The sequence below is a fragment of the Pseudomonas sp. NPDC099000 genome (assembly GCF_044759925.1).
GTDB lineage: Bacteria > Pseudomonadota > Gammaproteobacteria > Pseudomonadales > Pseudomonadaceae > Aquipseudomonas.
This window is the reverse complement of the sequence record NZ_JBIWAF010000017.1, coordinates 58,349-80,370: the sequence shown is the minus strand read 5'-3', so window position 1 is coordinate 80,370 and position 22,022 is coordinate 58,349. Positions and strand designations below refer to the sequence as shown.

At 58.4% G+C, this 22,022-nt stretch carries 16 protein-coding genes and 3 pseudogenes; 11 read left to right on the top strand and 8 right to left on the bottom strand.

The window, feature by feature from the left end; all coding sequences use genetic code 11:
• Positions 1-4: 4 nt before the first annotated feature.
• The 4 genes from ACIQV9_RS19480 to ACIQV9_RS19465 all read right to left on the bottom strand — a co-directional run bounded on the left by ACIQV9_RS19480 (position 5) and on the right by ACIQV9_RS19465 (position 7,931).
• Positions 5-523, bottom strand: a complete 519-nt coding sequence (locus ACIQV9_RS19480; protein WP_403104601.1) for a penicillin-binding protein activator LpoB — start codon at positions 521-523, stop codon at positions 5-7.
• Positions 524-551: 28 nt separating this feature from the next.
• On the bottom strand, positions 552-4,145 hold the full coding sequence (locus ACIQV9_RS19475; protein ID WP_403104599.1) for a tetratricopeptide repeat protein: 3,594 nt from the start codon (positions 4,143-4,145) through the stop codon (positions 552-554).
• Positions 4,123-6,936 (bottom strand): endo alpha-1,4 polygalactosaminidase, encoded by a 2,814-nt coding sequence (locus ACIQV9_RS19470; RefSeq protein ID WP_403104597.1) that lies wholly within the window; start codon positions 6,934-6,936, stop codon positions 4,123-4,125. Before ACIQV9_RS19470 ends, ACIQV9_RS19475 begins: the two co-directional genes overlap by 23 nt.
• A 62-nt stretch (positions 6,937-6,998) precedes the next feature.
• Positions 6,999-7,931, bottom strand: a complete 933-nt coding sequence (locus ACIQV9_RS19465; RefSeq protein WP_403104595.1) for an NAD-dependent epimerase/dehydratase family protein — start codon at positions 7,929-7,931, stop codon at positions 6,999-7,001.
• A gap of 296 nt (positions 7,932-8,227) precedes the next feature.
• Here ACIQV9_RS19465 and ACIQV9_RS19460 point away from each other — a divergent pair.
• Positions 8,228-8,320 (top strand): annotated as a pseudogene (locus ACIQV9_RS19460) (hydrolase); the annotation flags it as partial.
• Between the two features lie 50 nt (positions 8,321-8,370).
• A complete protein-coding gene (locus ACIQV9_RS19455) occupies positions 8,371-9,294 on the top strand; it encodes a hypothetical protein (RefSeq protein ID WP_403104593.1) in 924 nt (307 codons plus the stop codon).
• A gap of 75 nt (positions 9,295-9,369) precedes the next feature.
• Here the strand turns inward: ACIQV9_RS19455 and ACIQV9_RS19450 are convergent, their stop codons facing one another.
• Complete coding sequence (locus ACIQV9_RS19450; protein WP_403104591.1) at positions 9,370-9,606, bottom strand: hypothetical protein; 237 nt, start codon at positions 9,604-9,606, stop codon at positions 9,370-9,372.
• Positions 9,607-9,608: 2 nt separating this feature from the next.
• Positions 9,609-11,225 carry an anti-phage dCTP deaminase gene (locus ACIQV9_RS19445; protein ID WP_403104589.1) on the bottom strand — a complete coding sequence of 539 codons (1,617 nt, stop codon included), beginning with the start codon at positions 11,223-11,225 and terminating at the stop codon, positions 9,609-9,611.
• A gap of 620 nt (positions 11,226-11,845) precedes the next feature.
• Here ACIQV9_RS19445 and ACIQV9_RS19440 point away from each other — a divergent pair.
• The 8 genes and pseudogenes from ACIQV9_RS19440 (at position 11,846) to rimJ (ending at position 17,991) form a co-directional block, all read left to right on the top strand.
• On the top strand, positions 11,846-12,139 hold the full coding sequence (locus ACIQV9_RS19440; RefSeq protein WP_403104587.1) for a DUF6124 family protein: 294 nt from the start codon (positions 11,846-11,848) through the stop codon (positions 12,137-12,139).
• A pseudogene (locus tag ACIQV9_RS19435) lies at positions 12,105-12,329 on the top strand (DUF433 domain-containing protein); the annotation flags it as partial. The gene ACIQV9_RS19440 and the pseudogene ACIQV9_RS19435, both read left to right, overlap by 35 nt.
• A 134-nt stretch (positions 12,330-12,463) precedes the next feature.
• Positions 12,464-13,870 carry a DUF2252 domain-containing protein gene (locus tag ACIQV9_RS19430; RefSeq protein WP_403104585.1) on the top strand — a complete coding sequence of 469 codons (1,407 nt, stop codon included), beginning with the start codon at positions 12,464-12,466 and terminating at the stop codon, positions 13,868-13,870.
• 33 nt (positions 13,871-13,903) lie between these two features.
• Positions 13,904-14,181, top strand: a pseudogene (locus ACIQV9_RS19425) (TonB-dependent siderophore receptor); the annotation flags it as partial.
• Between the two features lie 241 nt (positions 14,182-14,422).
• Positions 14,423-14,857, top strand: coding sequence for a hypothetical protein (locus ACIQV9_RS19420; RefSeq protein WP_403104583.1), 435 nt, complete (start codon positions 14,423-14,425; stop codon positions 14,855-14,857).
• Positions 14,854-16,314: an RAD55 family ATPase gene (locus tag ACIQV9_RS19415; protein ID WP_403104581.1), complete on the top strand. Its 1,461-nt coding sequence runs from the start codon at positions 14,854-14,856 to the stop codon at positions 16,312-16,314. The genes ACIQV9_RS19420 and ACIQV9_RS19415 overlap by 4 nt, the downstream gene beginning before the upstream one ends.
• Positions 16,315-16,323: 9 nt before the next feature.
• Positions 16,324-17,346 (top strand): sensor histidine kinase, encoded by a 1,023-nt coding sequence (locus ACIQV9_RS19410; RefSeq protein ID WP_403104579.1) that lies wholly within the window; start codon positions 16,324-16,326, stop codon positions 17,344-17,346.
• Positions 17,347-17,403: 57 nt separating this feature from the next.
• Positions 17,404-17,991 (top strand): ribosomal protein S5-alanine N-acetyltransferase, encoded by a 588-nt coding sequence (gene rimJ, locus ACIQV9_RS19405; RefSeq protein ID WP_403104577.1) that lies wholly within the window; start codon positions 17,404-17,406, stop codon positions 17,989-17,991.
• 220 nt (positions 17,992-18,211) lie between these two features.
• On the opposite strand, the gene ACIQV9_RS19400 is transcribed toward rimJ, so the two are convergent.
• Entirely contained in the window at positions 18,212-19,075 is an 864-nt protein-coding gene (locus ACIQV9_RS19400) for a phosphatase PAP2 family protein (RefSeq protein ID WP_403104575.1), read from the bottom strand.
• Positions 19,076-19,101: 26 nt separating this feature from the next.
• On the bottom strand, positions 19,102-19,773 hold the full coding sequence (locus ACIQV9_RS19395) for a histidine phosphatase family protein (protein ID WP_403104573.1): 672 nt from the start codon (positions 19,771-19,773) through the stop codon (positions 19,102-19,104).
• A 262-nt stretch (positions 19,774-20,035) separates the two neighbouring features.
• On the opposite strand from ACIQV9_RS19395, the gene ACIQV9_RS19390 reads away from it, so the two are divergent.
• Positions 20,036-21,955 (top strand): methyl-accepting chemotaxis protein, encoded by a 1,920-nt coding sequence (locus ACIQV9_RS19390; protein WP_403104571.1) that lies wholly within the window; start codon positions 20,036-20,038, stop codon positions 21,953-21,955.
• Positions 21,956-22,022 lie beyond the last annotated feature (67 nt).

Here is a 22,022-nt window from a genome sequence, read left to right as displayed (position 1 = left end):
GCATTCACTCGAACCGAAGGGCGCCAACAAGTGTGTCGAGCACCGTTTGCGCGGTGCCGGCGAGGCTTTCACGGGACCAGCCCGCACGCGCGCCGCTTTTGCTCCAGAGCACACGACCGCTGCTGGCTTCGAGCACGCGCAGGCTGATGCCCACGGCCGGTTCGCCGTCCAGACCGTTCTTGTACTGCCACTCTTCAACGCTGCCGGCGACCACGTAATCAAGCTTCTGATCCCGTGCCCAGTCGAGGGCACCGGCCAGGCGTTCGTTGTCGTCCATCAGCGCTTGTTCGCCCTGAGTGCCGACCGGGTAAACCCGTGGTTGCAGACCGTGACTGCTGAGCACGCTGAGCAAAATCTGCTCGGCGCGTTCACCGGCTTGCGGGGTTTGCGAATAGTTGATCATCGGCACGGTGCCCCACTTCGCAGTGCGCGGAAGGTTCGGGCTGGTGTCACCGGTGAAGCTGGCGCATCCGGCGACGAACAGGACTGCCAGAGCCAGGCTCAGATTACGAATTGCTTGCATCAGTTTTTCTCCTGTAAACATTTCATGATCAGCGTCCGAATCGCACGCCGTAGCTCACACCCAGTGTTCCGCCTGCCTGACCATCTCCGCCTTGTGGCGCGGATTGGTAGCCGACGGTGAGGGCCAATTCGTCACCGCCCAGCACCTCGACGCCGATCCCGGTGTTGATGCCGTAGTTGAAGGTTTGATCCAGCCATTGCCAGCCCGCCGTCACGTCCACCAGCCAGGTGTATTGCGGGCGTGTGCGTACAAGGGCGCCCGGCAAACCGCGACGCCATGAACTGCCGACATACAGTTGGCCATAACGGCTTTGCAGCAGATCGTTGGCCGTCACGACCGCAGGATCGTCCGAGTCATCAACGCTTTTCACCGGACCGTCGTTGGCGCTGGACAGGTCTTCCAGGGTGCGGTCCTTGACGTTGTTGTGCTGATAATCGACACCGCTGCGCACGGTCCAGTTAGGTCCGGCGAATTCCAGCGTGTGGTTGTATTCCATCTTCAGCGCCTGGCCGTTGCCCAGGGAATCGCCCGCACGCGTCGAGAACGATTTCTGCGCCACTTCCCAGCTGATCTGATCCCGCGCCGAGAGCCCGTGACGACCGCCGACCCACACGCTGTCGTGCTGGCCGAAAGCGCGCATCAGGCCGCTGTCTTCGCTTTTGCGATGCCAGTCCACACCGGTCTCGATCTGGTCGCTGGCGCTCAACTGCCAGGTCCGGGACAGGCCCAGACCGGTACGGTCATCGTCCTTGCGCTGGCTGGTGTCGGCGAACAGTTTGTAGCCGCCGTCTTCCACCGAACGTTGCAGGGTCAGCGCGGCGTTGCGCTCATCGCCCATGCGCGATTCGATCAGCTGATCGCTGTTGTAGGTGCCGTTCTCCAGCTCAAGGTTGGCGTACCACTGAGCGCCGAGGTTGTGCGCGATTTGCAGACGCGGTGCGTTGAATTCCAGGCCACCGAAATCCTGTTGATGCCAGGACAGCTGCGCGCCTTGCGGCGTCAGTTCCTGGAGCTCAACAGCCTGACGGCGCAATTGCTCGCGCACGGCGGCCGGTTGATCGTCACCCAGTGCGGACTGGCTGAGGTCGAGGGCTTCGTCGAAGCGGCCGAGACGACTCAAGGCCTGGGCGCGTTGCGCCGGGTTGAGGTCGCTACTGGCCAACAGCGTTTCGACCTGCGCCTTGTTTCGGCTGCGCAAGGCTTGCTGGATTTCTTCGTAACGCTGGACTTTCAAGCCCTGGCTGCGCGCCCACTCCAGCCACTGGTCTTTCTGCGATTCCTGGTTGGTTGCGTCGAGACGCGCCAGCAACCGTTCGAACCACAATTGCAGCATCGCCGGCGAGCCGTCCTTCCACTTCGCCACTTCCTGCTGAGCCTTGGCCGGCGAGTAACTGCTGGTCATCAAGCGCAACCAGATCGCATAACGCTGGGACGATGGCTGAATGTTTTCGCCTTCGGGGCTGCGCAGCAGCTTCAGGCGCAACCGTTGGGCCGCGTCCTGATAACCGGCACTTTCGAGGGCATCGGCGTAGGCCGCACGCACCAGCCAATCCTGCGGACTGGTCTTGAGGTACATGCGATACCAGGCCAACGCTTCGGCATCGCGACCGAGCATCTGACTGGCACTGGCGAACGGCAGCCAGAGGATTCGGTCCTGGCGCGCCTGGGGTTTCCATTCCGTCAGCAAAGGCTTGAGCGCGGCGGTGTTGCCTTGGTCGACGTAAAGCCACATCAGGCGCTCGCGGAACAAGTTGTCATCCGGGAAACGCGACAGACCCAACAGGTACAAACGCTGCGCCTCGTCGATATTGCCCTGCTGCACTGCCAACGCACCGCGAATCGCCAGCACTTGTGCTTGCTCGTTAGCCTCCGGGTATTGCTCGGCGTCTTTGAGCAGCGCGACCACTTGCGGCCAGTCCTGCAATTCCTGGGCTTGCTGCAACGATTCAACCAGACGCTGCGGATCACGGGTGCGGTGCCAGCTGCCGACCATCATGGTCAGCGCCCGCTTTGGATCGCTGGTGCGATACATGGTGATCAGCTGACTCTCGTCGCCGCTGTTGAGCGAACCCTTGAGCGCGAGGAGTCGTTCCAGGGACACCTGCAACTCGTCGTCGAGTTCCAGGTCCCAGGCCAGTGCCGCGCGCAAGCGCCAGTAACCCGCATCGGTGATCTTGCGGTTATCGACCTGCAACACGTCCCACGCTGCCTGGTTATCAAACAGCTTCAGGTCGGTACTGGCCCAATCCACGCGCTCGGTCGTGGTCAGTGCGAAACGTTTCGAGTAACGCTGGTAGACCTCGGTTTTCTTCGCGAACTGCCCGGTGTTTTCGAGGTTTTGCAGCAGGCGTGTCCAGGCCAGGCGATGCGCCGGGTACTTGCGCAAGTAAGCGTGCAACCAGGCTTCGGCTTGGGTCGGCGTGCCGCGGGATTCGTGAGCGTAGTTCAGCGCATCGAGTTCAACGTCAGTCAGCGCACGCTGCTCCATGATCTCGGCGAGCAACGGAATCGCCCGGTCGAAGTCGTACTGCTGACTGGCCAGACGCCAGGCGTGTTCACGGGTTTGCGGGTCTTCGTGCAGTTTCAGCAGGCGAATCCAGTAGCCCAGCGCGGCCTGACTGTCGCCACGCCATTCGCCCAGATGCGCCATTTGCTCGAGCAACGCCAAGTCATCCGGGTGCTCAGCCACCAGCTGCTGACCACTGTCCCAGGCTCCGGCCAGCTCACCGAGGGCCAGGCGCATGCTGAATTCCTTGCGCAGGATTTGCGGGTTGTCCGGCTGCAACACGCGCCACTGATCCAGAAAGCGCTGCGCCAGATCAAAGCGCTTGCTGCCGACGGCAACGTCGACGCCCTGCTCCAGCCACGGCGAATCGGTTTGCGGATCCTTTAGCTGGTCCAGTTCATCGGCCAGTACGCGCGCGGCCTGTTCACCGCGACCGGCAGCCAACAGACTGTTGAATGCCAGCTGCGCGTATTCACGACGCTCGGACGCTTGTCGGCTGTCCTGTTTGAGCAGCAAATAAATGTCGGCGGCGCGACCCGGTTGCTCACCGGCCAGGTACCACTGCGCGGCGGACTTGAGTGCAGCAATGCGCTGGGCCGGATCACGATCGGCGATTTCTTCGTAGACGCTGGCAGCGAAGGCCGGCGCCTGTAAGGTCAACGCCAGCTTGGCCAGGTTCTGCAATTGTGGCAGCGGCAACAGGCGGTGATCGAAGCTTTGCAGGCGTTCGATCAAGACTTTCTGTGCGATCGGATCATTGGCTTTCGCCGCTTCCAACGCGTCGAGTTCCAGTCGGTAATAGGCCTGCAACTCGACGACCGGTTTCGGCCAGTTCTCAAGGTGCTGGCGCGCCTTCGGGTAGTCGCCGAGACGGATCAACAGATCGACCAGTTGCAAGCGCAGGTGATCGTCATCCGGGTGCGCCGCCAGCAGCAGTTCGGCGTAATTGGCCGAGACCGCATCCGGCTCACGGCCGTCCGGCTGGAACACTTCTTCGCGCTGGAACGTCAGCCACAACAGGCCGCCCACGGCCACCGCCACCACCGCCAATGCCCAGGGATTGAGCAGGCGGCTGCTTTTAGTTGCTGAGGAGTTAGATGCAGTAGAGCTGACCATGACTCACCTGCTTCATTGGTAATTGAAAAGTCCACAGGCCGGCGGATGCCTTGCCTGCAAAAGGTTGCCCGTCCACTTCCACCCGGCAGCTGCTCGCCGAACGCACAGAGAAGGTCAGGTCGACCTGCCCGGCAAACGAAAAGGTCACGTGTTTTTCATCCACATATTTCCAGTCCAGCAACGGCAGATTGGCCTCCTCCAGCGCCGGTCGTTGATCCCGATCGGGACGCAACACCAGCAATGCCTGGTCACTGCTCAACGCCACATACCGGCCTTGCGGCAAGTCGCGAACACCGGCAACGCCTTGCGAACGCAGCAGGTCCGGCCAGCCCATTTGCGGGTCGAGTCGAAGGGTGCGCAGCGCATCCATCCCACGAACCTGCCAGTTGCCCTCGGCGGTACGCGCCAGACTGGCCTGATACAAACCGTGCACACGATCGAGGTAGTCGCTCATCCACAGCGACATCGGCTGCTGGTCCTTCATGTAGCCGTAGATCTCGTTCATCGCCTTGATCGAGGCCTGCTTGGTGCTCGAATAGAAGTGGTAATACAGGTGCAGGCCACGCAAGCGTCGTGGGCTGTCGGTGAGTTCGAAGGTGTCGATCACATCGCGGAAACCGTAATACGGCCCCTTCCACAGGTTGGTGTAGAGGTTCTCGTTGATGATCGGCGCGTAGTACTGCAAGCCGCCTTCGGTGGGGCGCAGCAAGGGGTTGAGGCCGGTCAGCGACGGGTTGGCCTTGGTCAGCAGGGTCTCGGCGCCGTTGACGTTTTTCAGGCCCGCGTCGTAGGCCAGCTTGAGGGTGGCTGCCGAGGGCAATGCATCGCCCGGCCAGAAGATCAGCTTCACCGGTTTTTCCGGGGTGGTGAGCTGCTGGTTGATGTAATCGCGCGAGCCAAAAATCTCGCGACGGAAATCGATTTTGTCGTAGCCCGGGATGGCCATTTTCAAACCGTATTCCGGGTTGAAATTCTCACGTTTCTGCGCCACTTCCGGCTGCATGAAAAACGGATGGCTGAAGGTGTGACTGGCGACTTCGACTTTCGGGTTGGCAAACAACTCACGGGCAATGGGTTCCAGTTCGCGGGCCAGGAACGGGAACATGCCGCGCGGAGAAATCTCGCCTTCGACGATCGAAACCGAGGTCAGGAACGGGTTGGGTCGAATGAAATCGTCGAGCACTTGCTTGCCGGCATAGGGCGTGCCGCGCACTTCGGCGCGCGACGGAAAACCATCGCCATCGATGTGCACGGTCGCGATGCGACGGCCGTTTTCAGTGGTGGTGTCCGGACGCGGCTGAACCGGCAAGCGCAAGCTGGCCTGGAGGAAAGCGAACGGATCGAGAATCCAGCGGCTGCGCTCGTTGTTCGTTTCGAGAATGTACGGCGCAAGGGCAACACCGCCCCACTCGGCCGTCGCCACCGGGGCAAATGTCTGGCCGTCGGCAGCGGTCAGCAGCAACGCGGCTTTCGGACCTTTGGGCAGCAGGGAGATCGCGGTCAGGTCACGGGATCGGGGCTGCACCGGCGCTTCGAAGGCGCCGATCAGCGCCTTGTCCTGATAGCTGATGGTCAACGCTTGAGTGCCGATCGGCGCCGAGCGATTCAGGCCCAGACGCTTGAGCAGCAGCGGGTCTTGAATCGGCAGGCCGGAAAAGAACACCACCGGTACCTGTTCGTCCAGCCGCTTGCCGATCCAGCTATTGAACGCCGACGCGTCCTGCGGCGGGCCGCTGGTCATCCAGGTCACGATCCCGGCGTACAAACCGCTGAAACGATGCTCCGGCAGGGAGCTGTCGGCGGGCAGGTAGTCGACCCGGTAGCCGAGGTATTCGAGCAAACCGCCAAGCAAGGTGTGCCCGGCATTACGCACCAGGTCACCTTCGCGCGGATCGTAAAGCAGCGCGATTCGGCGCGGCTGGATTTCGATGCTGCTGATGCCCATCGAGTCCAGCTCAGGCGTGCCGATGTAGGGAATGAAGCCCTCATCGCGCAGACGCTTGGCCAGTTTGCGCGCTTCATCGCGGCGTTCTGGCGGCAAGTAGTCGATGGCGACCAGCGGGATGCCTTTGGCGCGCAACGGTTGGATCTGGGTTTCCAGCCACTCGCGGTCTGCTTCAGGCACCGGACGATAGCGCTTGGTGGAGGCGTCCCAGCCGGCGTGAATCGATTCGATCGCCACGGCGGCGGCCACGCCATCGAGGTCGGGCAACACTTCGAAGCCACGGTTGAAAAACAGCTTCAGGTTCGGCTGACGCTGGTGCAATTCCCGCAGGAAACCGGCGAGTGCCACACGCTGTGTTTCTCGCGATGACTCCGGCAGCAACTGGAAGCTATCGAGGGTGTCGAGGAACAACCCGGCATAGCCTTCGGCCTGCAACGCCTTGGCTCGGCCGAACAAATGTTCACGCCAGGCGGGCGCCGCAAGGTCCATGACCTGGCTGTCCCACGCGCCGTTGCGCACCGGGCTGACCGCTCCCGTGAGGGATGCCTTTTCGAGCTCGGCCTTGCCACCATGGAACTCGCCCACCGACAGGTAGGCGAACGGCTGGCTGCCCAACTTGCGCAGGGTTTTGACGTCGCCCGCGGTCATATGCCCCGGCTCGACCACCGACCAGTCGAACTGCGCCAACTCGGAAATGGGTGGTTGATCGGCGTACCAGAAAACCACGCTGGCGGGTTGCGGTAATGCTGCGGCCTGGACGGTGGGCCCGCTCACGAACAACGCTAAAGCGGCGAGCAGCCGTTTAGCGGCCGCGCGGACACGCGTCCTGCGAAAAACGATTTCCATAACTCACTCTTGAATTGACTGAACCGATACTGCTTGGATGTCGGACAGAAGAACCGGCCGGGTTAGAGGCTGCGGATAAGCTGCGCCAGGCCCTTGCCGATGGCGGTCGGTTCCGGAAGCTTGAAACGCTCGAGCAGGCGATTGTTATTGGCGCGCGAATGGCGAATGTCGCCTTGACGTGGCGCGTGATGAATCACCTTCAACGGGCTGCCGGTAACGGCGCCCAACTCAGCGATCAGGTCGTTGAGGCTGGTGGAACGACTCAGGCCAACGTTCACCGCGCCGGGGCTCGGCTCACTGACTTCCAGGGATTGCACGAGGATGCTCACGAGGTCCTGGACATAGACGAAGTCGCGGGTCTGCGCACCGTCACCGAAAATCGCCACCGACTGCTCGGCCATGGCCAGCTTGGTAAAGATGCTGATCACGCCGGAGTACGGCGATGACGGATCCTGACGCGGGCCGAAGATGTTGAAGAACCGAAAGATCATCGGTTCCAGGCCATGCTCGCGGCGATAGAAATCGAGGTATTGCTCGCTGGCCAGTTTGTCGCTGGCATACGGCGTGAGCGGGGATTTTGGCGTGTCTTCATGAATCGCCGTGCCTTCGCCGTTGTTGCCGTAGATGGCCGCGCTGGACGCGAATACCATGCGCTTGATCCCGGCCTTCACCATGCTTTCACACACGTTGAGGGTGCCGACGAAGTTGCTTTGATGGGTGCTGACCGGATCATCCACCGACGCTTGCACCGAGGCCACCGCCGCCAGGTGAACGACAGCACCGCAATCTCGCATGGCCTGCGCCACGACGGCGCCGTCCGCGACATCTCCGATGACCAGGTTCAGATTGGCATTATCCATCGGTAGATTGCTGACCTTGCCGGTCGACAAATTATCCAGCACGCGAACCTTGTAGCCTTTGCCAAGCAACGCTTCTACGAGGTGCGAGCCAATAAACCCGGCACCGCCAGTCACCAGTATTCGCTCAACAAACATGAAATCTCTCCCTGAACATTAGAGCGGATACGAGTGGTTAAAGTCCGCCGATTCTATGGCGCAAGGCCATCAAAACGCGGCCGATAATGGGAGATCGGATTGGCACTGTCAATACTTTGTCTAACTTATCGCCTAGCGGTATTTTTCCTCTAAAAACGTCACTTATTTGACGACATTTATTAGCTACAAGCTGTCATACAATTGCCACTCCAGACCGTCAAACTACGTCTAGAGCGGAACTCCCACCATTGCTTCAAGCTCTCCACATCGTCGACGTCCAGCCGAGCTTCGCCTCCACGGTGGGGTCATCGCTGGATCGTACCGGGGCGTTGGGAGTAATGCTTTGGGAGCATCATTTCAAGCACACGATTCGATCAGATGAGCTGTAATCAATCTTGGTCGGGTCGTTGAGCGCTGGCGCTCTTGCAGGAAAACAAACATGAACATCTGGATTGCCACCGCCCTTGCGGCCATGATTTCCCTGTCCGCACACGCGGCCACAAAGGTTACACCTCGTGTCGAACGCGTCACTTTCGATAAAGGCGTCGAAGCCGTCGAGTTCAACCAGTCCATCCAGGGCCCGCTCACCGCGCAATACCGTGTGAGCGCGAAGGCAGGCCAGATACTGACCGTCGACCTCAAGCCCTCCAATGCATCGGCTTACTTCAACATCACCGCCAAAGGCGCGGACTATGCGCTGTTCAACGGCTCGATCATGGGCAATCACTTTATGGGGCCGTTGCCCGTCGATGGCCAGTACACGGTTCAGGTGTACCTCATGCGCAATGCTGCACGGCGCAATGAAGTGGCGAACTACAACCTTTCTTTGAACCTCAGCCCCGCTGATGCCACCTATAGCAATCGGCCGTTCGACCAAACCCTGGAATTGCAGGGGATTCGGTTTCATGTAGCGACCGAGGGAATCATTGACAATCGCGTGCTGCGCATTTCGCCTCAAGGGCTGGAGACCGATAATTCAGACATCACACGACCATTGATGGGAAACATCGTCCGGGCAGAGGTGGCGGACCTTGATCGGGATGGTTCGCCAGAGATTTACGTCTTCGCCCGATCACCGGGACGCGGATTGCCAGGTGAGCTCGTGGCGTATTCGGCGAATCGCAAAAAATCGCTTAGCGAGATTTATCTTCCGCCGGTGAGTGAGGACGCAAAAGCAGCGGAGGGCTATCAGGGCGAGGATGAGTTTGCGGTGGTAGAGAACGCGTTGGTGCGGCGGTTTCCGGTTTATGAGAGTGCGGACGCCGGGGCCGGGAGAACGGGGAAGATGCGGCAGATTCAGTACAGGTTGGTGCCTTGGGAGGCGGGGTGGGTTTTGCGGGGGGGTGAGGTTATGGAGTATTGAGGTGCGTCGTGGCAGGCAATCGCCCCCATTAGCTTTGCGCTGAATAGGGCGTTTTCTGAGACATACCGGCCGACATTAGCTAAAAAATCGAGCTCGGCTCAAAATCCTCTCGATCAAAGCTTGATCACTTACAGCATGCTCACCTTGCGGTAGCCGGGTACTCGGCGGAAAGGCAAGTATTTTACCTGAAGTTACAGACAGGCTAGCGTCTAAAGCAGCAGCGACATGGATTGCATGTTTTAAGTCACCGCGACCTGAATTGAACTCGTCACGAGTCTCGAAAGGAAAAGAAAGCTGGTCGTCATTTTTCACAGCTATTCTCCTTGCTTACCGTTGGTCAAAAAAATGGGAGCAGGCCCGTCTTGCAGGCCGCGAGAGTCTAATGCATTCACCGCCAATGCCTCAAGAGTTGGGATAGCCTCCAATGTTATAGCCGTGACGGGCGAAGCTTGCCTGACCTGCATCTGACCTTGCTCGTTTTTCCGACCACCGGGATGGGCCGAAAAAAACTTCAAAAACCTAGACGGCGCAACTCCATCGAAGGGCATTAGCCGCACCTTATCGATATCCCCTTCCCGCTCCGTTATTGAGTCTGCATGAAGCTTTGTCGCAAGACTTTTTCGGTAAGGTTCAAGGAAGTAAACCTCCCGCACACCTGCTGCAACCAAATGTCTAGCACAGGAATGACAAGGATAAGTAGTTACAAATAATTTACCTCCACGAATTTTATTTCCGCTTGACTCTCCAGCACTCAACAACGCATGCATTTCTGCATGAACGGCCCGCGAAAACTCAATTAGACTTTTTAATTGAGAGTCATGGCGAACAAGCTCAAACACTTCGCCACGCAGCTCAGGACTAATCAGCCCTTTTACTAAAAGCTTATCTACCAAAGTATTAGCTATTAAGGTTTTCTCCTCATCATTAAAGCACTTTCCACCATCCATATTCCAACAACGCCTATCATTATCCGATGAGGAGTTCTGATCAGCAGTACCATATAACCCGCCGAATGCTCTAGGTACATCATTCCAGCCAGTGGAAATCAACTCGCCCTCATCACTAGTAATAGCAGCGCCAACTTGACGAGATAAACATGCAGAGTTTCTAGCGGCAGAAAACGCCGCATACATAGCTCGTTCATTGATCGTAGGGGTGACTATCTTCGCACCCAAAAGCAGATCAAGAAACCGACGAACTCGTGCCTGCCTATGTGTATCTGTTGTGGAGTCCACCCGCAAAAAGAAATCCGACTGGGGAAATGTGTCTCCCACCCTCTGGCCATGCGAGACCTCTTCTCCAGAGTCTCGGTCTATGAGTTTGTGAATGTCGTCACCAGGTCCCTTTCGGCGCTCCAACCTTTCTATTCTAAGTTCAATAGGAGAGTAAACCCCCACAACCTGTAACATGTCGCCATAAACTGAGCGTAACAGACGTAGCTCATCAACATGCTTTATGGAGTCGATGACATGACAGCATCGGCGAGTAGCTCTTGGCAGCAATATATCTCCGTCAGGGACCTCATCAAAAAGACCTTTTTGTTGAATATCATTAGAAACTTGTACTCTCTCTCGAGACAAAGTAATTTTTCTTATAGCCAAGCGAGCAAGAATTGCGTTCCCGTATCGCTCTCTCAGGTCATTACCCGCCTCTATTAGTTTGACTATAGACTTTTCGCTCTGCAGATTAGTTTTTTCTCGTATCTCATCACTCAGGGTGATTATTACAACATCATCATAATTATAATCTGCCCCTTCCAGCAGTTCCTTAAACGTTTTGGCCACCTCATGCAGTGGCGTGCCCATGGGACCACATAGAGCAATGACAATCTCCGCCGTCAACGTTTTATCAATTGCCGCCTGATCGTCAAACTCCCCAATTTGAATTCGCCCTCCTAGGGTGGGTACAGACGCGAGTTTTGTATTAGCCATTCATAACCCCATTATTTTAAAGAAGGTATAGCCCAGCGAATCAACCATCGATGATCTTGTGCTTCAGCAAACCGAATGCGGCAAAAGACAATTCGAAAAACGCAGCACTGCAGGGCAGAGCTAACAATTGACTACACGCTGTACTGAGCTGATTTGCAAACTTTGGCCCGTCCACTTCCTCACGGTCAACCGCCAGAATCTGTAGGAATTGAACCTTGGGAGCGTAATTCGTTTCTGACAGAGCAGCTTTCGGAACTCAAAACCTTCGCAAGACCTAGCGAACGCTTTAACTTGTAAGAACGTAGTCCTCGTCCTAGGAAACTTCCCGCAACTCGTATCGGCTTTCATGAACTGGCGGAAGGTGTTCCGCATCGATAGCCTTCAGGTGTCGCTGCAAATCAGCGATCGGCTTTGACAGGCTGAAGAACCGCAAGCTTTCACTCCTCCGGATAAAACGGCATCCTTTCACGTGTGCAGTTTCGTTCTGGTGGCTGTGCGTGGGGCATCTTCGGATGCACTGGATGCTTGCGTTTCCGGTCTGTCAACCCGCGTACAGCCGCCACCCAATCCTGTTTGACAGCAGGGGACTGGCAGCTTCCACCAACGCAAGGAGTTCCATCGTGAAAAAGATCACCCCAAATCCGCCCGAATCTGCGGCACTTTCAGATGCTGACGCGCCCGATTTAAGCCAACTCTCCGAAACCACCGAACGAACCATCAGCGCCCGCCTCCGCAACCCAAATCACCCCGATCCCATCAGCCACGTCTTCACCCTCCTCCCCGACGTCGACACGCCAACCCTGCTCGCTCATGCCTGCGAAACCCTCGCCTCACTCAACGTCATGACCACCGACCTGGCCTGCGATCTAGAAGGCTCGCGCCGCACTACGCTGGTATCCGGTCAAGGGCAGTAAAGCCATTGTTCTCGACCCATCTAGAAATTTTGGTAAACCAGTTCTCTCTGATGAAGGAATCGATACCGCTGCAATTTTCAACGCCTACCAAGCGGAGAGGAAAGATCTTGCACGTGTGGCCCGTCTCTATGAGATTCCTCCGGCCGCAGTTGAAGAGGCGGTCAGATTCGAGCAAAGAAACTCGGTTTAAACCTCTTCTCGCTTCAAAAATTTGACGCCCTGGCAACCGCCGCGCCTTTACATCATCTAGCTACCCGTCGTCTTTCGGCTCTCCTTCTACAATCAATCCGCAAACACCTCAAAAACCCACCAAACGGCCCCCCCATGACCACCCTCAAAGCCCGCTTGAAGCAAGGCAAGGACGCTCGCAAGAACTGCCCCCGCAACGCTCAAGCGTCTACGGGAAAAACTAACCGCGACCCACTCCCGCTGATCAAAGCGTCCAGCGAAGGCCGAATCAAATCCCTGATCGAACTCCGCTACGGCCGCATGCTCGTCTCCCCTTTCACCTTCTATCGCGGCACCGCGCTTTTGCAGGCCCACGACCTGGCCACCACGCCGAACATGGGCCTGACGTCGCCGATCTGCGGCGATTGCCACCTGATGAACTTCGGCGGTTTCGCCACGCCCGAACGCAATCTGTTGTTTGGTGTCCACGACTTCGACGAGGTCCATCCCGGCCCTTGGGAGTGGGATGTTAAACGGCTGGTGGCGAGTATCGTGGTGGCCGCCCGCGATCTGCGTCATGGCGAAACGGTCGAAGAAGCGGTTTGCCGCGAAGTGGTCGCCGCCTATGAAGAAACCATGCTCGAGTGCGCCGAACAAAGCTCGCTGGAAACCTGGTACGAGTCCATCCGTTACGACGACTTGCGCAAGCAGGCGAACAAAAAAACGCTCGAGCATATCGAGCGTGCCATCGAAAAAGCCGAGGGCCGCTCCCACGCCGAACTGCTGCCGAAAATCAGCGAGCGTGACGCCCATGGCCATCTGATTATTCGCGATGACCTGCCGGAAATTTTCCACCTGCATAAAAAAACCACATTGCTGGATGCCGACGATGACTGGCTGCGCCACTCGGATTGGCGGCCGATCTACGACGCCTTCATGCGCGAGTATCCAGGCACGCTGCAGGCTGACCGTCGAGCGTTGTTTTCACGTTTCCACGTTCAGGACATGGCGTTCAAAGTGGTGGGCGTCGGCAGTGTTGGCACCCGTTGCCTGGTGACCTTGCTGACTGACGATCAGGAGTTCCCGCTGTTCCTGCAATTCAAGGAAGCACGGCGTTCGGTGCTGGCCGACTACGCGAAGACAAAATCAACATTGCGGCATAACGGTCAGCGGGTGGTCGAGGGTCAACGATTGATGCAGTCGGCCAGTGACCTGTTTCTCGGCTGGACCACCGGCCCCAGTGGTCGACACTTCTACGTGCGGCAGTTGCGCGACATGAAAATCTCGGCAGAGCTTGAAACCTTCGATGCGGACACCTTCGCCGAGTATGGTCGCGTCTGTGGTCGCGCCCTCGCCCGCGCACATGCCAAGTCGTCCGGGCAGGCCGCGCAGATCAGCGGCTACATTGGCAAGAGCGATGCACTGGCCGACGCGCTGTTCAAGTATGCGAAAAACTATGCCGCACAGAATGAGCGCGACTTCGAACGCTTCCAGCAGGCCTGCCGCAAGGGCCGGTTGCAGGCACGCTCGGAGGCAGATTTCGCCGCGGACCATTTACCATAGCCCCATACTCTCCTCCTGCTGCCTTACCCAACCGAAGGCTGGCAAACGGCTGCGGGGTACGCGTATTCAGTCACCACTGATGCCGATGGCGGCGTCACTGGCAAAGTAAAACCGGCAACGACCTGCATACCTTCAGCCAAGGCAGCTACGCTATCGCCAATCTTCTGGCACGCTATGACATCAGCCGCAACCTGAGTACTTCGGTGAACCTCAATAACGTGTTCGATCGCGAGTACTACAGCTCACCCGCCCTTTTCGCCAATTACGGGGCCCCGCGCAAGGTCATGACCAACTTCAAGTACAACTTCTGACGCCACAGAAACGCAGAGGGCCAAGCGCACCGGGCTATAGGTGCACCGCGCAGATGAATTTTTCTTCACCCCACCGGCCCTCTCCAACCGGTACATTGCGCTCGCTCATTCAAGAAACTACAGTTTGCCCGCCCTCCCGCGGGCTTTTTTTTGTCTGCTTTTTGCCCCGATTGACGCAAATCACTCCCTATGACGCCATAGGGTGTACCATCAAAGGCTGTCCATCAGATATCAGTTAGCCATGTCCACGCTTAGCGAAGAGAGCCGTCAGATCGTAGCTTCTCTGACGCACCGCGTTGGCCCCAACGCTGACATTGCAAAGACCGCCCACGCGATCGTTTCAACCTTGCGGGCCATGGACGCAGCCCTCACGCCCATCATCGGCCATCAAGGGGTTGTCGCGCTTTATCGCCGCAGCCTGCACCTGTGCGCCTCCACTCATTCGCGTTTGGCCGACACCTGCGACAGAGTGCCGGCCGGCATGGACCTGACAGCCCTCACATCATTACTCGTTGAGCAAAGCGAAGCCGATGCGCTGTTTTTCGGCGAAGTGCTGCTAACCACTTTTTACGAGCTGCTGACCACGCTGATTGGGCCCTTGCTCACCGCACGTTTACTTCGTGACGTGTGGGAACCTTCTTTGAGCGACACCCCTTCGCAGGAAAATTCGCCATGAGCACCAAAGTGACTATCAACCGACTGGCTACCGGCGTGCCAGGAATGGACGAGGTGCTGGGCGGAGGTTTGCCGGAGTTTTCGTTCAACCTGATCGCCGGTCCTCCCGGCTGCGGCAAGACTACCCTGGCGCATCAGATGATGTTCGCCCTGGCGACGCCTGAGCGTCCGGCGCTGTTCTTTACCGTGCTGGGCGAGCCGCCGCTGAAGATGCTGCGCTATCAGCAACAGTTCGATTTTTTCGACAGCGAAGCGATCAACCATTCGATTCGCTATATCAACCTGGCCGACGACACCCTGGCCGGTAATCTGGACGAAGTGCTGCGACGTATCGTCAGCGAGGTCGAGACTCACTCCCCGGCGCTGGTATTCGTCGACTCGTTCCGCTCCGTGGTGCTGGCGAGCCAGACTCAGGACAACCCCAACAACAATCTGCCGCAGTTCGTTCAGCATCTGGGCATGTTGATGACCACCTGGCAGGCAACGACCTTCCTGATTGGCGAGTATTTCACCGAAACCGACACCAACCCGATTTTCACCGTGGCCGATGGCCTGATCTGGCTGCGCCAGAGCGTTCAGCGCAATTCCATGGTGCGCAAGATGGAAATCATGAAGATGCGCGGCCAGCCAACATTGCCAGGACTGCACACCTTCCGCATCGCCACCTCAGGGATCAAGGTGTTTGCGCCAGCGACGTTCGACGCGGTTGAAGCACCGCTGGAGTTCCCGATCAAGCGCCTGAAAATGGGCGTGCCGCAACTCGATGAGATGCTCGGCGGAGGCCTGCCTCGTGGCTATTCCTTGCTGGTGGCCGGACCGTCAGGTTCGGGCAAAAGCATTCTGGCGGCGACATTCCTCGCCGAGGGCGCGCGCAATGGCGAAACCGGCGTGATCGCGGTGTTCGAACAACGGCCTAGTCACTCCCAGAACACGACCCTTGCGGACCTGATTAAGAATGGACAGATCGGTCTGGTGGACAGCCGTGCACCAGATCTGTCCATCGACGAAGTCGTGCAGTTGCTGTTGAGCGAGATCGCCCGATTGAAAGCGACCCGCGTGGTCATTGATTCGCTGTCCGGGTTCGAACTGGCGCTGGCGCCGACCTTCCGCGAAGACTTTCGTGAGTCGCTGTCGCGCATGGTCACGGCTCTGACCAGTGCCGGGGTCAGTGTATTGATGACCTCGGAGCTGGAAGACCGCTACACCGATTTGCGTTTCAGCCCTTACGGAACTGCTTTTCTTACCGACGCGATCATCGTTCAGCGCTACATTGAAGTGCAGAGTCGCTTGTTGCGCATCATGGCCGTGGTCAAGTTGCGGGCCAGCACCCACTCCGATGAGTTGAGGCTTTACAGCATCGACGATAAAGGCCTGCAGGTCGGTGAAATGTTGCCGGATCAGGAAGGTTTGCTCGGAGGCCGGCCCACCCGGCAGCGTTTGGGCAAAGACAATGGATGAGCAAAAAACATGAATGAGGCCAATGGCAAGAACGAGCAAGCGATGGCCACTGCCGCTCGCGAACTGTTCCTGCTCGGCCAGAAAACCGTCGAAGCGCGCGCGGTCCTGGCGGCGCTGAACAAGGAACTGAGCGAGGCCAACACCCAGCTCACCGATCACCAGCAGATTGACCAACTGATCGAGGCCAATCAGCAATTGGTCCTGGCGATTCTGTTGGCGCAGTCAGATGCAGAAAAACCAAAGCGCACGCAGGAAGAACAGCGACTGTTCCTGGAGATGCGTGAAGCCAACGCGCAATTGGTGATCGCTGCCCTGAGCGCGCAAGACCTGCAAGCATCCGCCGAACACACTCTGGAACAACAACGAAACATTCTTACCCTGGTGGCCCACGAACTGCGCAATCCGCTAACGCCCATCAGCATGATCGCCGGGCGTCTGGTGCGCGTGCCCAGTGAGGAACTGCCGCGTATGCAGGCGCTGATCGAAGGTCAGGTGCAGCACATGTCGCGGCTGGTGGAAGATTTACTCGATGTATCCCGCGCCAGCACCGGCAAGTTGCGCCTCGACTGCCGCATCGTCGACATGGCGCAGATCATTCAGGACGCCATCGCCGTGTGCAGCCCGGTGATGATCGCTCAGCACCTGCATTTCACGGCTGAGTTGCCCAAATGTGCATTGGCGGTGAACGGCGATCCGGTGCGACTCACGCAGATTCTCGGCAACCTGCTGGGCAATGCGGCCAAGTACACGCCATCGGGCGGTACTGTCACGCTGTTGGTCAGCGCTGAAGCCAACGTGCTTGAGATGAGTATTTGCGATGACGGCATCGGTATTTCCGCCAAAGCGCTGCCCTTTATCTTCGACCCTTTTGTTCAGGACGTTCACGCCGTCGGCTTTAATGGCGCGGGCCTCGGCATTGGCCTGACGGTCGTTCGCGAGCTGGTCGAAGCCCATGGTGGCACGGTGATCGGCCTGAGCGACGGCGACAGCAAAGGCAGCACCTTCATCGTGACGTTGCCGCTGGAGGTTTGAGTTTTTCCGCTGGCCACGCGATGCTTGCGCGACGATCCCCACGAACCGGAGCGCCCAATGCCGCTGTTGTCCCTGCCCTGTAAACGCTTGACGCTGGCGGTGCTCGACCCTGAACAGGCCGCACTGGAAAGCGATTTCTACCGGCGCAACCAAAGGCATCTCGCCCGGTGGTCGCCGATTCGCTCCACCGATTACCACAGCCCTGAAAACATCCGTCCGCGCCTTGAAGTGCAAGCGAGTGCGTTCGAGGCTGGCCTGGCGGTGCATTTCGCGCTGCTGGACCCGGACAACGGCCAGATGATCGGCGCCTGCAACTTCAGCGGCATCACTCGCGGAGCGTTTCAGGCGTGTTATCTCGGGTACCACATCGACGAATCCCGTCAGGGCCAGGGCTTGATGCAGGAAGCACTGGAAGCAGGCATCGGCTACATGTTCGATGAGCAGAAACTGCACCGGATCATGGCCAATTACATCCCCGGCAATGAACGCAGTGCGCGGCTGCTGGAGCGTCTGGGATTTGAACGTGAGGGCTACGCCAAGGCCTACCTGAGTATCGCCGGGCGCTGGCAGGATCACGTGTTGACCGCGTTGATCAATGATCGCTTTGAAGCCCCGGAACAGCGCTGGTCCAGACGCCTCTCGTAATACTTCGCGGCCGTTCACAATTCATTAAGCATTCGCCCCGTATGCTCGGGCCTCCCGGTCCACCCGCTGGGTAGCCAGAAGCCTATGTCGCGCCCTGCCACTTCCCTGCTTCTGCTGACCGCCCTGCTGTTTTTCTTTGCCTTGGGCAATCATTAACTGCAAGGTTCCACGGAGGCCCGGGTGTGAGCTGAAACCGAACCGCCCGCGCCATTGAAAGTGCTCAAGACCATGAAGGTGGGGCGTCAGGCTTACTACTTTGTAAACCAGTAAGAGGCTCAGCGGTTGGCACTTCAGCCTTTTGCAGCACCGGCATCTCCAGCCGCGCTCTTCCATAGAATGCCAACGCCGTCAGCAAACAGGCCAGCCACACGAAGATCCCGGCCCAGAAAGTGTGGGACATGTAGTGCCAGCCTTGCAGGACACGTGTCGTGCCGTAGACGAACCCAAGCAGCAACGCGCCGTACATCAGCGCCTTGGAGTAGCGCCAGCAGTAGCGGCGAGCCACGAAGTACAGCGCGAGCATGGTGAAGCCGCCGGAAGCAAGGCCACCCGGCCAGCAACGGCCATCACCGGCTTCCCTGAACAACTGGAAGTTGTTGTACCACTCCACGTGGGCCAATTTCCCACCGTAGAGGGTCGTTTCAATCGGGCAATACACGCTGGTGTGCGCCTTGAGGAAATGGATCACGCCGGTGCAAATGGCAAATGCGAAGACGACGAACAGAAAATCCCGACGATGCTCATAAGCAAATCGCAGCACAGGTGCCGCCTTGCTCCGCTCCAGAAAACTACCGAGGCGCGGATGCTTTGAGCTGTTGATCAGCGGCCAGACAAACGACAGCATTGCGCCGATCAAGGCAATCTCGGCGGTCCAGTTGGGAATGATGCGCGCCCACTTGTGGGTGAGCTTTTCAAAGAAGTGAACCTTGTCGAGCGGAAAGATCTGGGCGACCGGATCAAACAGAAGATTACTGAAGGCGATGTCGATTTGGGTCATGTCGAACATCAGGAAAACCACGGCCGCGCAGGCCAGCGGAATACCGAAGTTCGCCCAGTAGAAGCGGTTGCGGGAAGAAGTCAGCATCGTATGTCCAGATCCAGAGGAAAAACTCATTCGGTGGTCACCGAGCGCCAGTCGGAAGCTTCAATGAAACCGAGCATGCGCGGCGCTTGAGAAGTTTGGGCGGAGATAAACAACGAGGCGCCGTAACCGAACGTGGAGGTCGACAACTTGAGGTCTTTTTCGAGTTGCGCCATGCATTCGCTGTGGGTCACCAGAATCAGATTGCGACCCGCAACTTTATGCGCCAGGGCATCACGCAGCATCGTGCCCCTACAGCTGATCAGCCAGTCTTCGCCCACACCGACCTTGTTGAACATGTAGCTGGCTGTCTGTGAGGTACGAACCATCGGGCTGTTGTAGATATCGGTCTTGTCCAACCCCAATTGTTCGAACCGCGCACCGACACTGACCGCGACGCTGCGCGAACGATCGGTAATCCCATCGTTGCCGCTCAGGCACGCGGCATTCGAGTGATCACAGCGCTCGACATGGCGTATCAGCACAATCACATCGCCTTTGGCCCAGCCGGCGGCCAACGCTCGTGCGCCCGCCACATTGCCATGCGCCAGGTCCGGTACGGCGGCTGGCTGCAACAGCCATAGGGTCAATGGAATCACCAGCAGCGCCGAGGCCAGCACCACGGCAGTGTTTCGATAGCGGGTCAAACGGCTCAGGTTAATTGAGCGTTTTATCCCGAACAGACTCAGTCTCAATTCCACATCAAGCCGCCTCGCCGGCATGCACCATTGTCATTCGATGCCGCGAGGGTAGAGAGGCGAGCGTCGGCGGCCGGTGAAACCCATGTGAAAAAAAGCTTAAGCCCACCTACAAAAACCTTGTTACAGAATCCGTCCGACAAAATCCTTTCAGCTCTCGCGATTGCTGCCGATACAGACCTGCTACCTACCCTTGCTGGCACCTAAAAACAACAATCTTCCAGCCAACCGACGATCGAAAGCGCAACGTTCCTGGAGGAATTTGATGAATAGCTGGTTCGGCAACATCAGCGTGAACATGAAACTGGGCCTGGGGTTCGGCCTGGTCCTGGCACTGACCTGCGTACTGGCCCTGACTGGCTGGACGAGCCTGGGCGGGTTGATTGACCGCAGCAACTGGATGAGCGACATCACCCAGCTCAACTCCGGCCTGACCAAGCTTCGCGTGGTGCGCCTGCAATACATGCTGACCAACGGCGATGAAACCGCCGCCCAGAACGTACAGACCACCCTTGACGCCTTTTCCGCTCAGCAACAATCGCTGTTGTCGAAGTTCAAGAGCCCGGAAAACCTCAAGCTGCTCAAAGAGCAAGGCACCTACATCGATGCCTATAAGACGTCGCTGAATAAAATGCGCAGCGCTTACCGAACCGGTAACAGCGCCCGCGACGCCATGGGCGTCAATGCTGAAACGGCCAGCACACTGATCGAAGCCATCAGCACCCGCGTGCAGCAAATGCCCCTGAGCGACCAGCGTTTCGAACAGTTCCAGGCCGTCACCGCCGCCAAGGAAGCCTTCATCCTGGCCCGCTACGAAGTGCGCGGCTACACCGCCACCACCAATGCCGAGACCGAGCAAAAAGCCGTCGTCCAACTGGATTCAGCGATTGCCAGCCTGAAACCACTCAACGTGCAGTTTGCCGACACCCAGCAAGACGCCCTGCGTCAGCTGGAAACCGCACTTGGCAATTACCGCAGCGCGTTGACCGCCTATAAAGCCGCCAACACCGATGCCGTGCAGGCCCGCAAGGAAATGACCGACCAGGGCGCCGCGATCGTGACCCTGAGCGATCAGTTGTATCAGATACAGCTCGATCGCCGTGACGCCGAAAGCGCCCAGGCGCGCACGCTGCAGTTGATCAGCACATTGCTGGCGTTGTTGGTGGGCATCATTGCTGCCGTGATCATCACTCGTCAGATCACCGGCCCATTGCGCGACACCTTGGCCGTGGTTGAACGCATCGCCAGCGGCGACCTGTCCCAGGACGTCAAAGTGACTCGCCGCGACGAACTCGGCGTGTTGCAGCAAGGCATCGCGCGCATGGGCGTGACCCTGCGCGACTTGATCAGCGGCATCCGCGATGGCGTCACCCAGATCGCCAGCGCCGCTGAAGAGTTGTCGGCCGTCACCGAGCAAACCAGCGCCGGCGTCAACAGCCAGAAGATCGAGACCGATCAGGTGGCCACCGCCATGCACGAGATGACCGCCACCGTGCAGGAAGTCGCGCGCAACGCCGAAGAAGCCTCCCAGGCCGCAGCCGCCGCTGACGGCGAAGCCCGCGAAGGCGACAAAGTGGTCAACGAAGCCATCGCCCAGATCGAACGTCTGGCCAGCGAAGTGGCGCGTTCCACCGAAGCCATGAGCGTGTTGCAACAGGAAAGCGACAAGATCGGCAGCGTCATGGACGTGATCAAGGCTGTCGCCGAACAGACCAACCTGCTGGCCCTCAACGCCGCGATCGAAGCCGCGCGTGCCGGTGAAGCCGGTCGTGGTTTTGCCGTGGTCGCCGACGAAGTGCGTGGCCTGGCCCAGCGCACACAGAAATCCACCGAAGAAATCGAAGGCCTGGTGGCCGGCCTGCAGAATGGCACTCAACAAGTGTCGAACGTGATGAACAACAGCCGCGCCCTGACCGACAGCAGCGTCGCCCTGACCCGCAAGGCTGGCGTGTCGCTGGAAAACATCACCCGCACGGTGTCCAACATCCAGTCGATGAACCAGCAGATCGCTGCCGCTGCCGAGCAACAAAGCGCCGTGGCCGAAGAAATCAGCCGCAGCATCATCAACGTGCGCGACGTGTCGGAACAGACCGCCGCCGCCAGCGACGAAACCGCGGCGTCCAGTGTTGAACTGGCGCGGTTGGGGAATCAGTTGCAGATGATGGTGAGTCATTTCAGGGTGTAATGCCGCGATCCTGACCCTCCAGTGCCTTTCTGGCGGGTCAGGGGTTTATCGGCCAATTCCATTACCT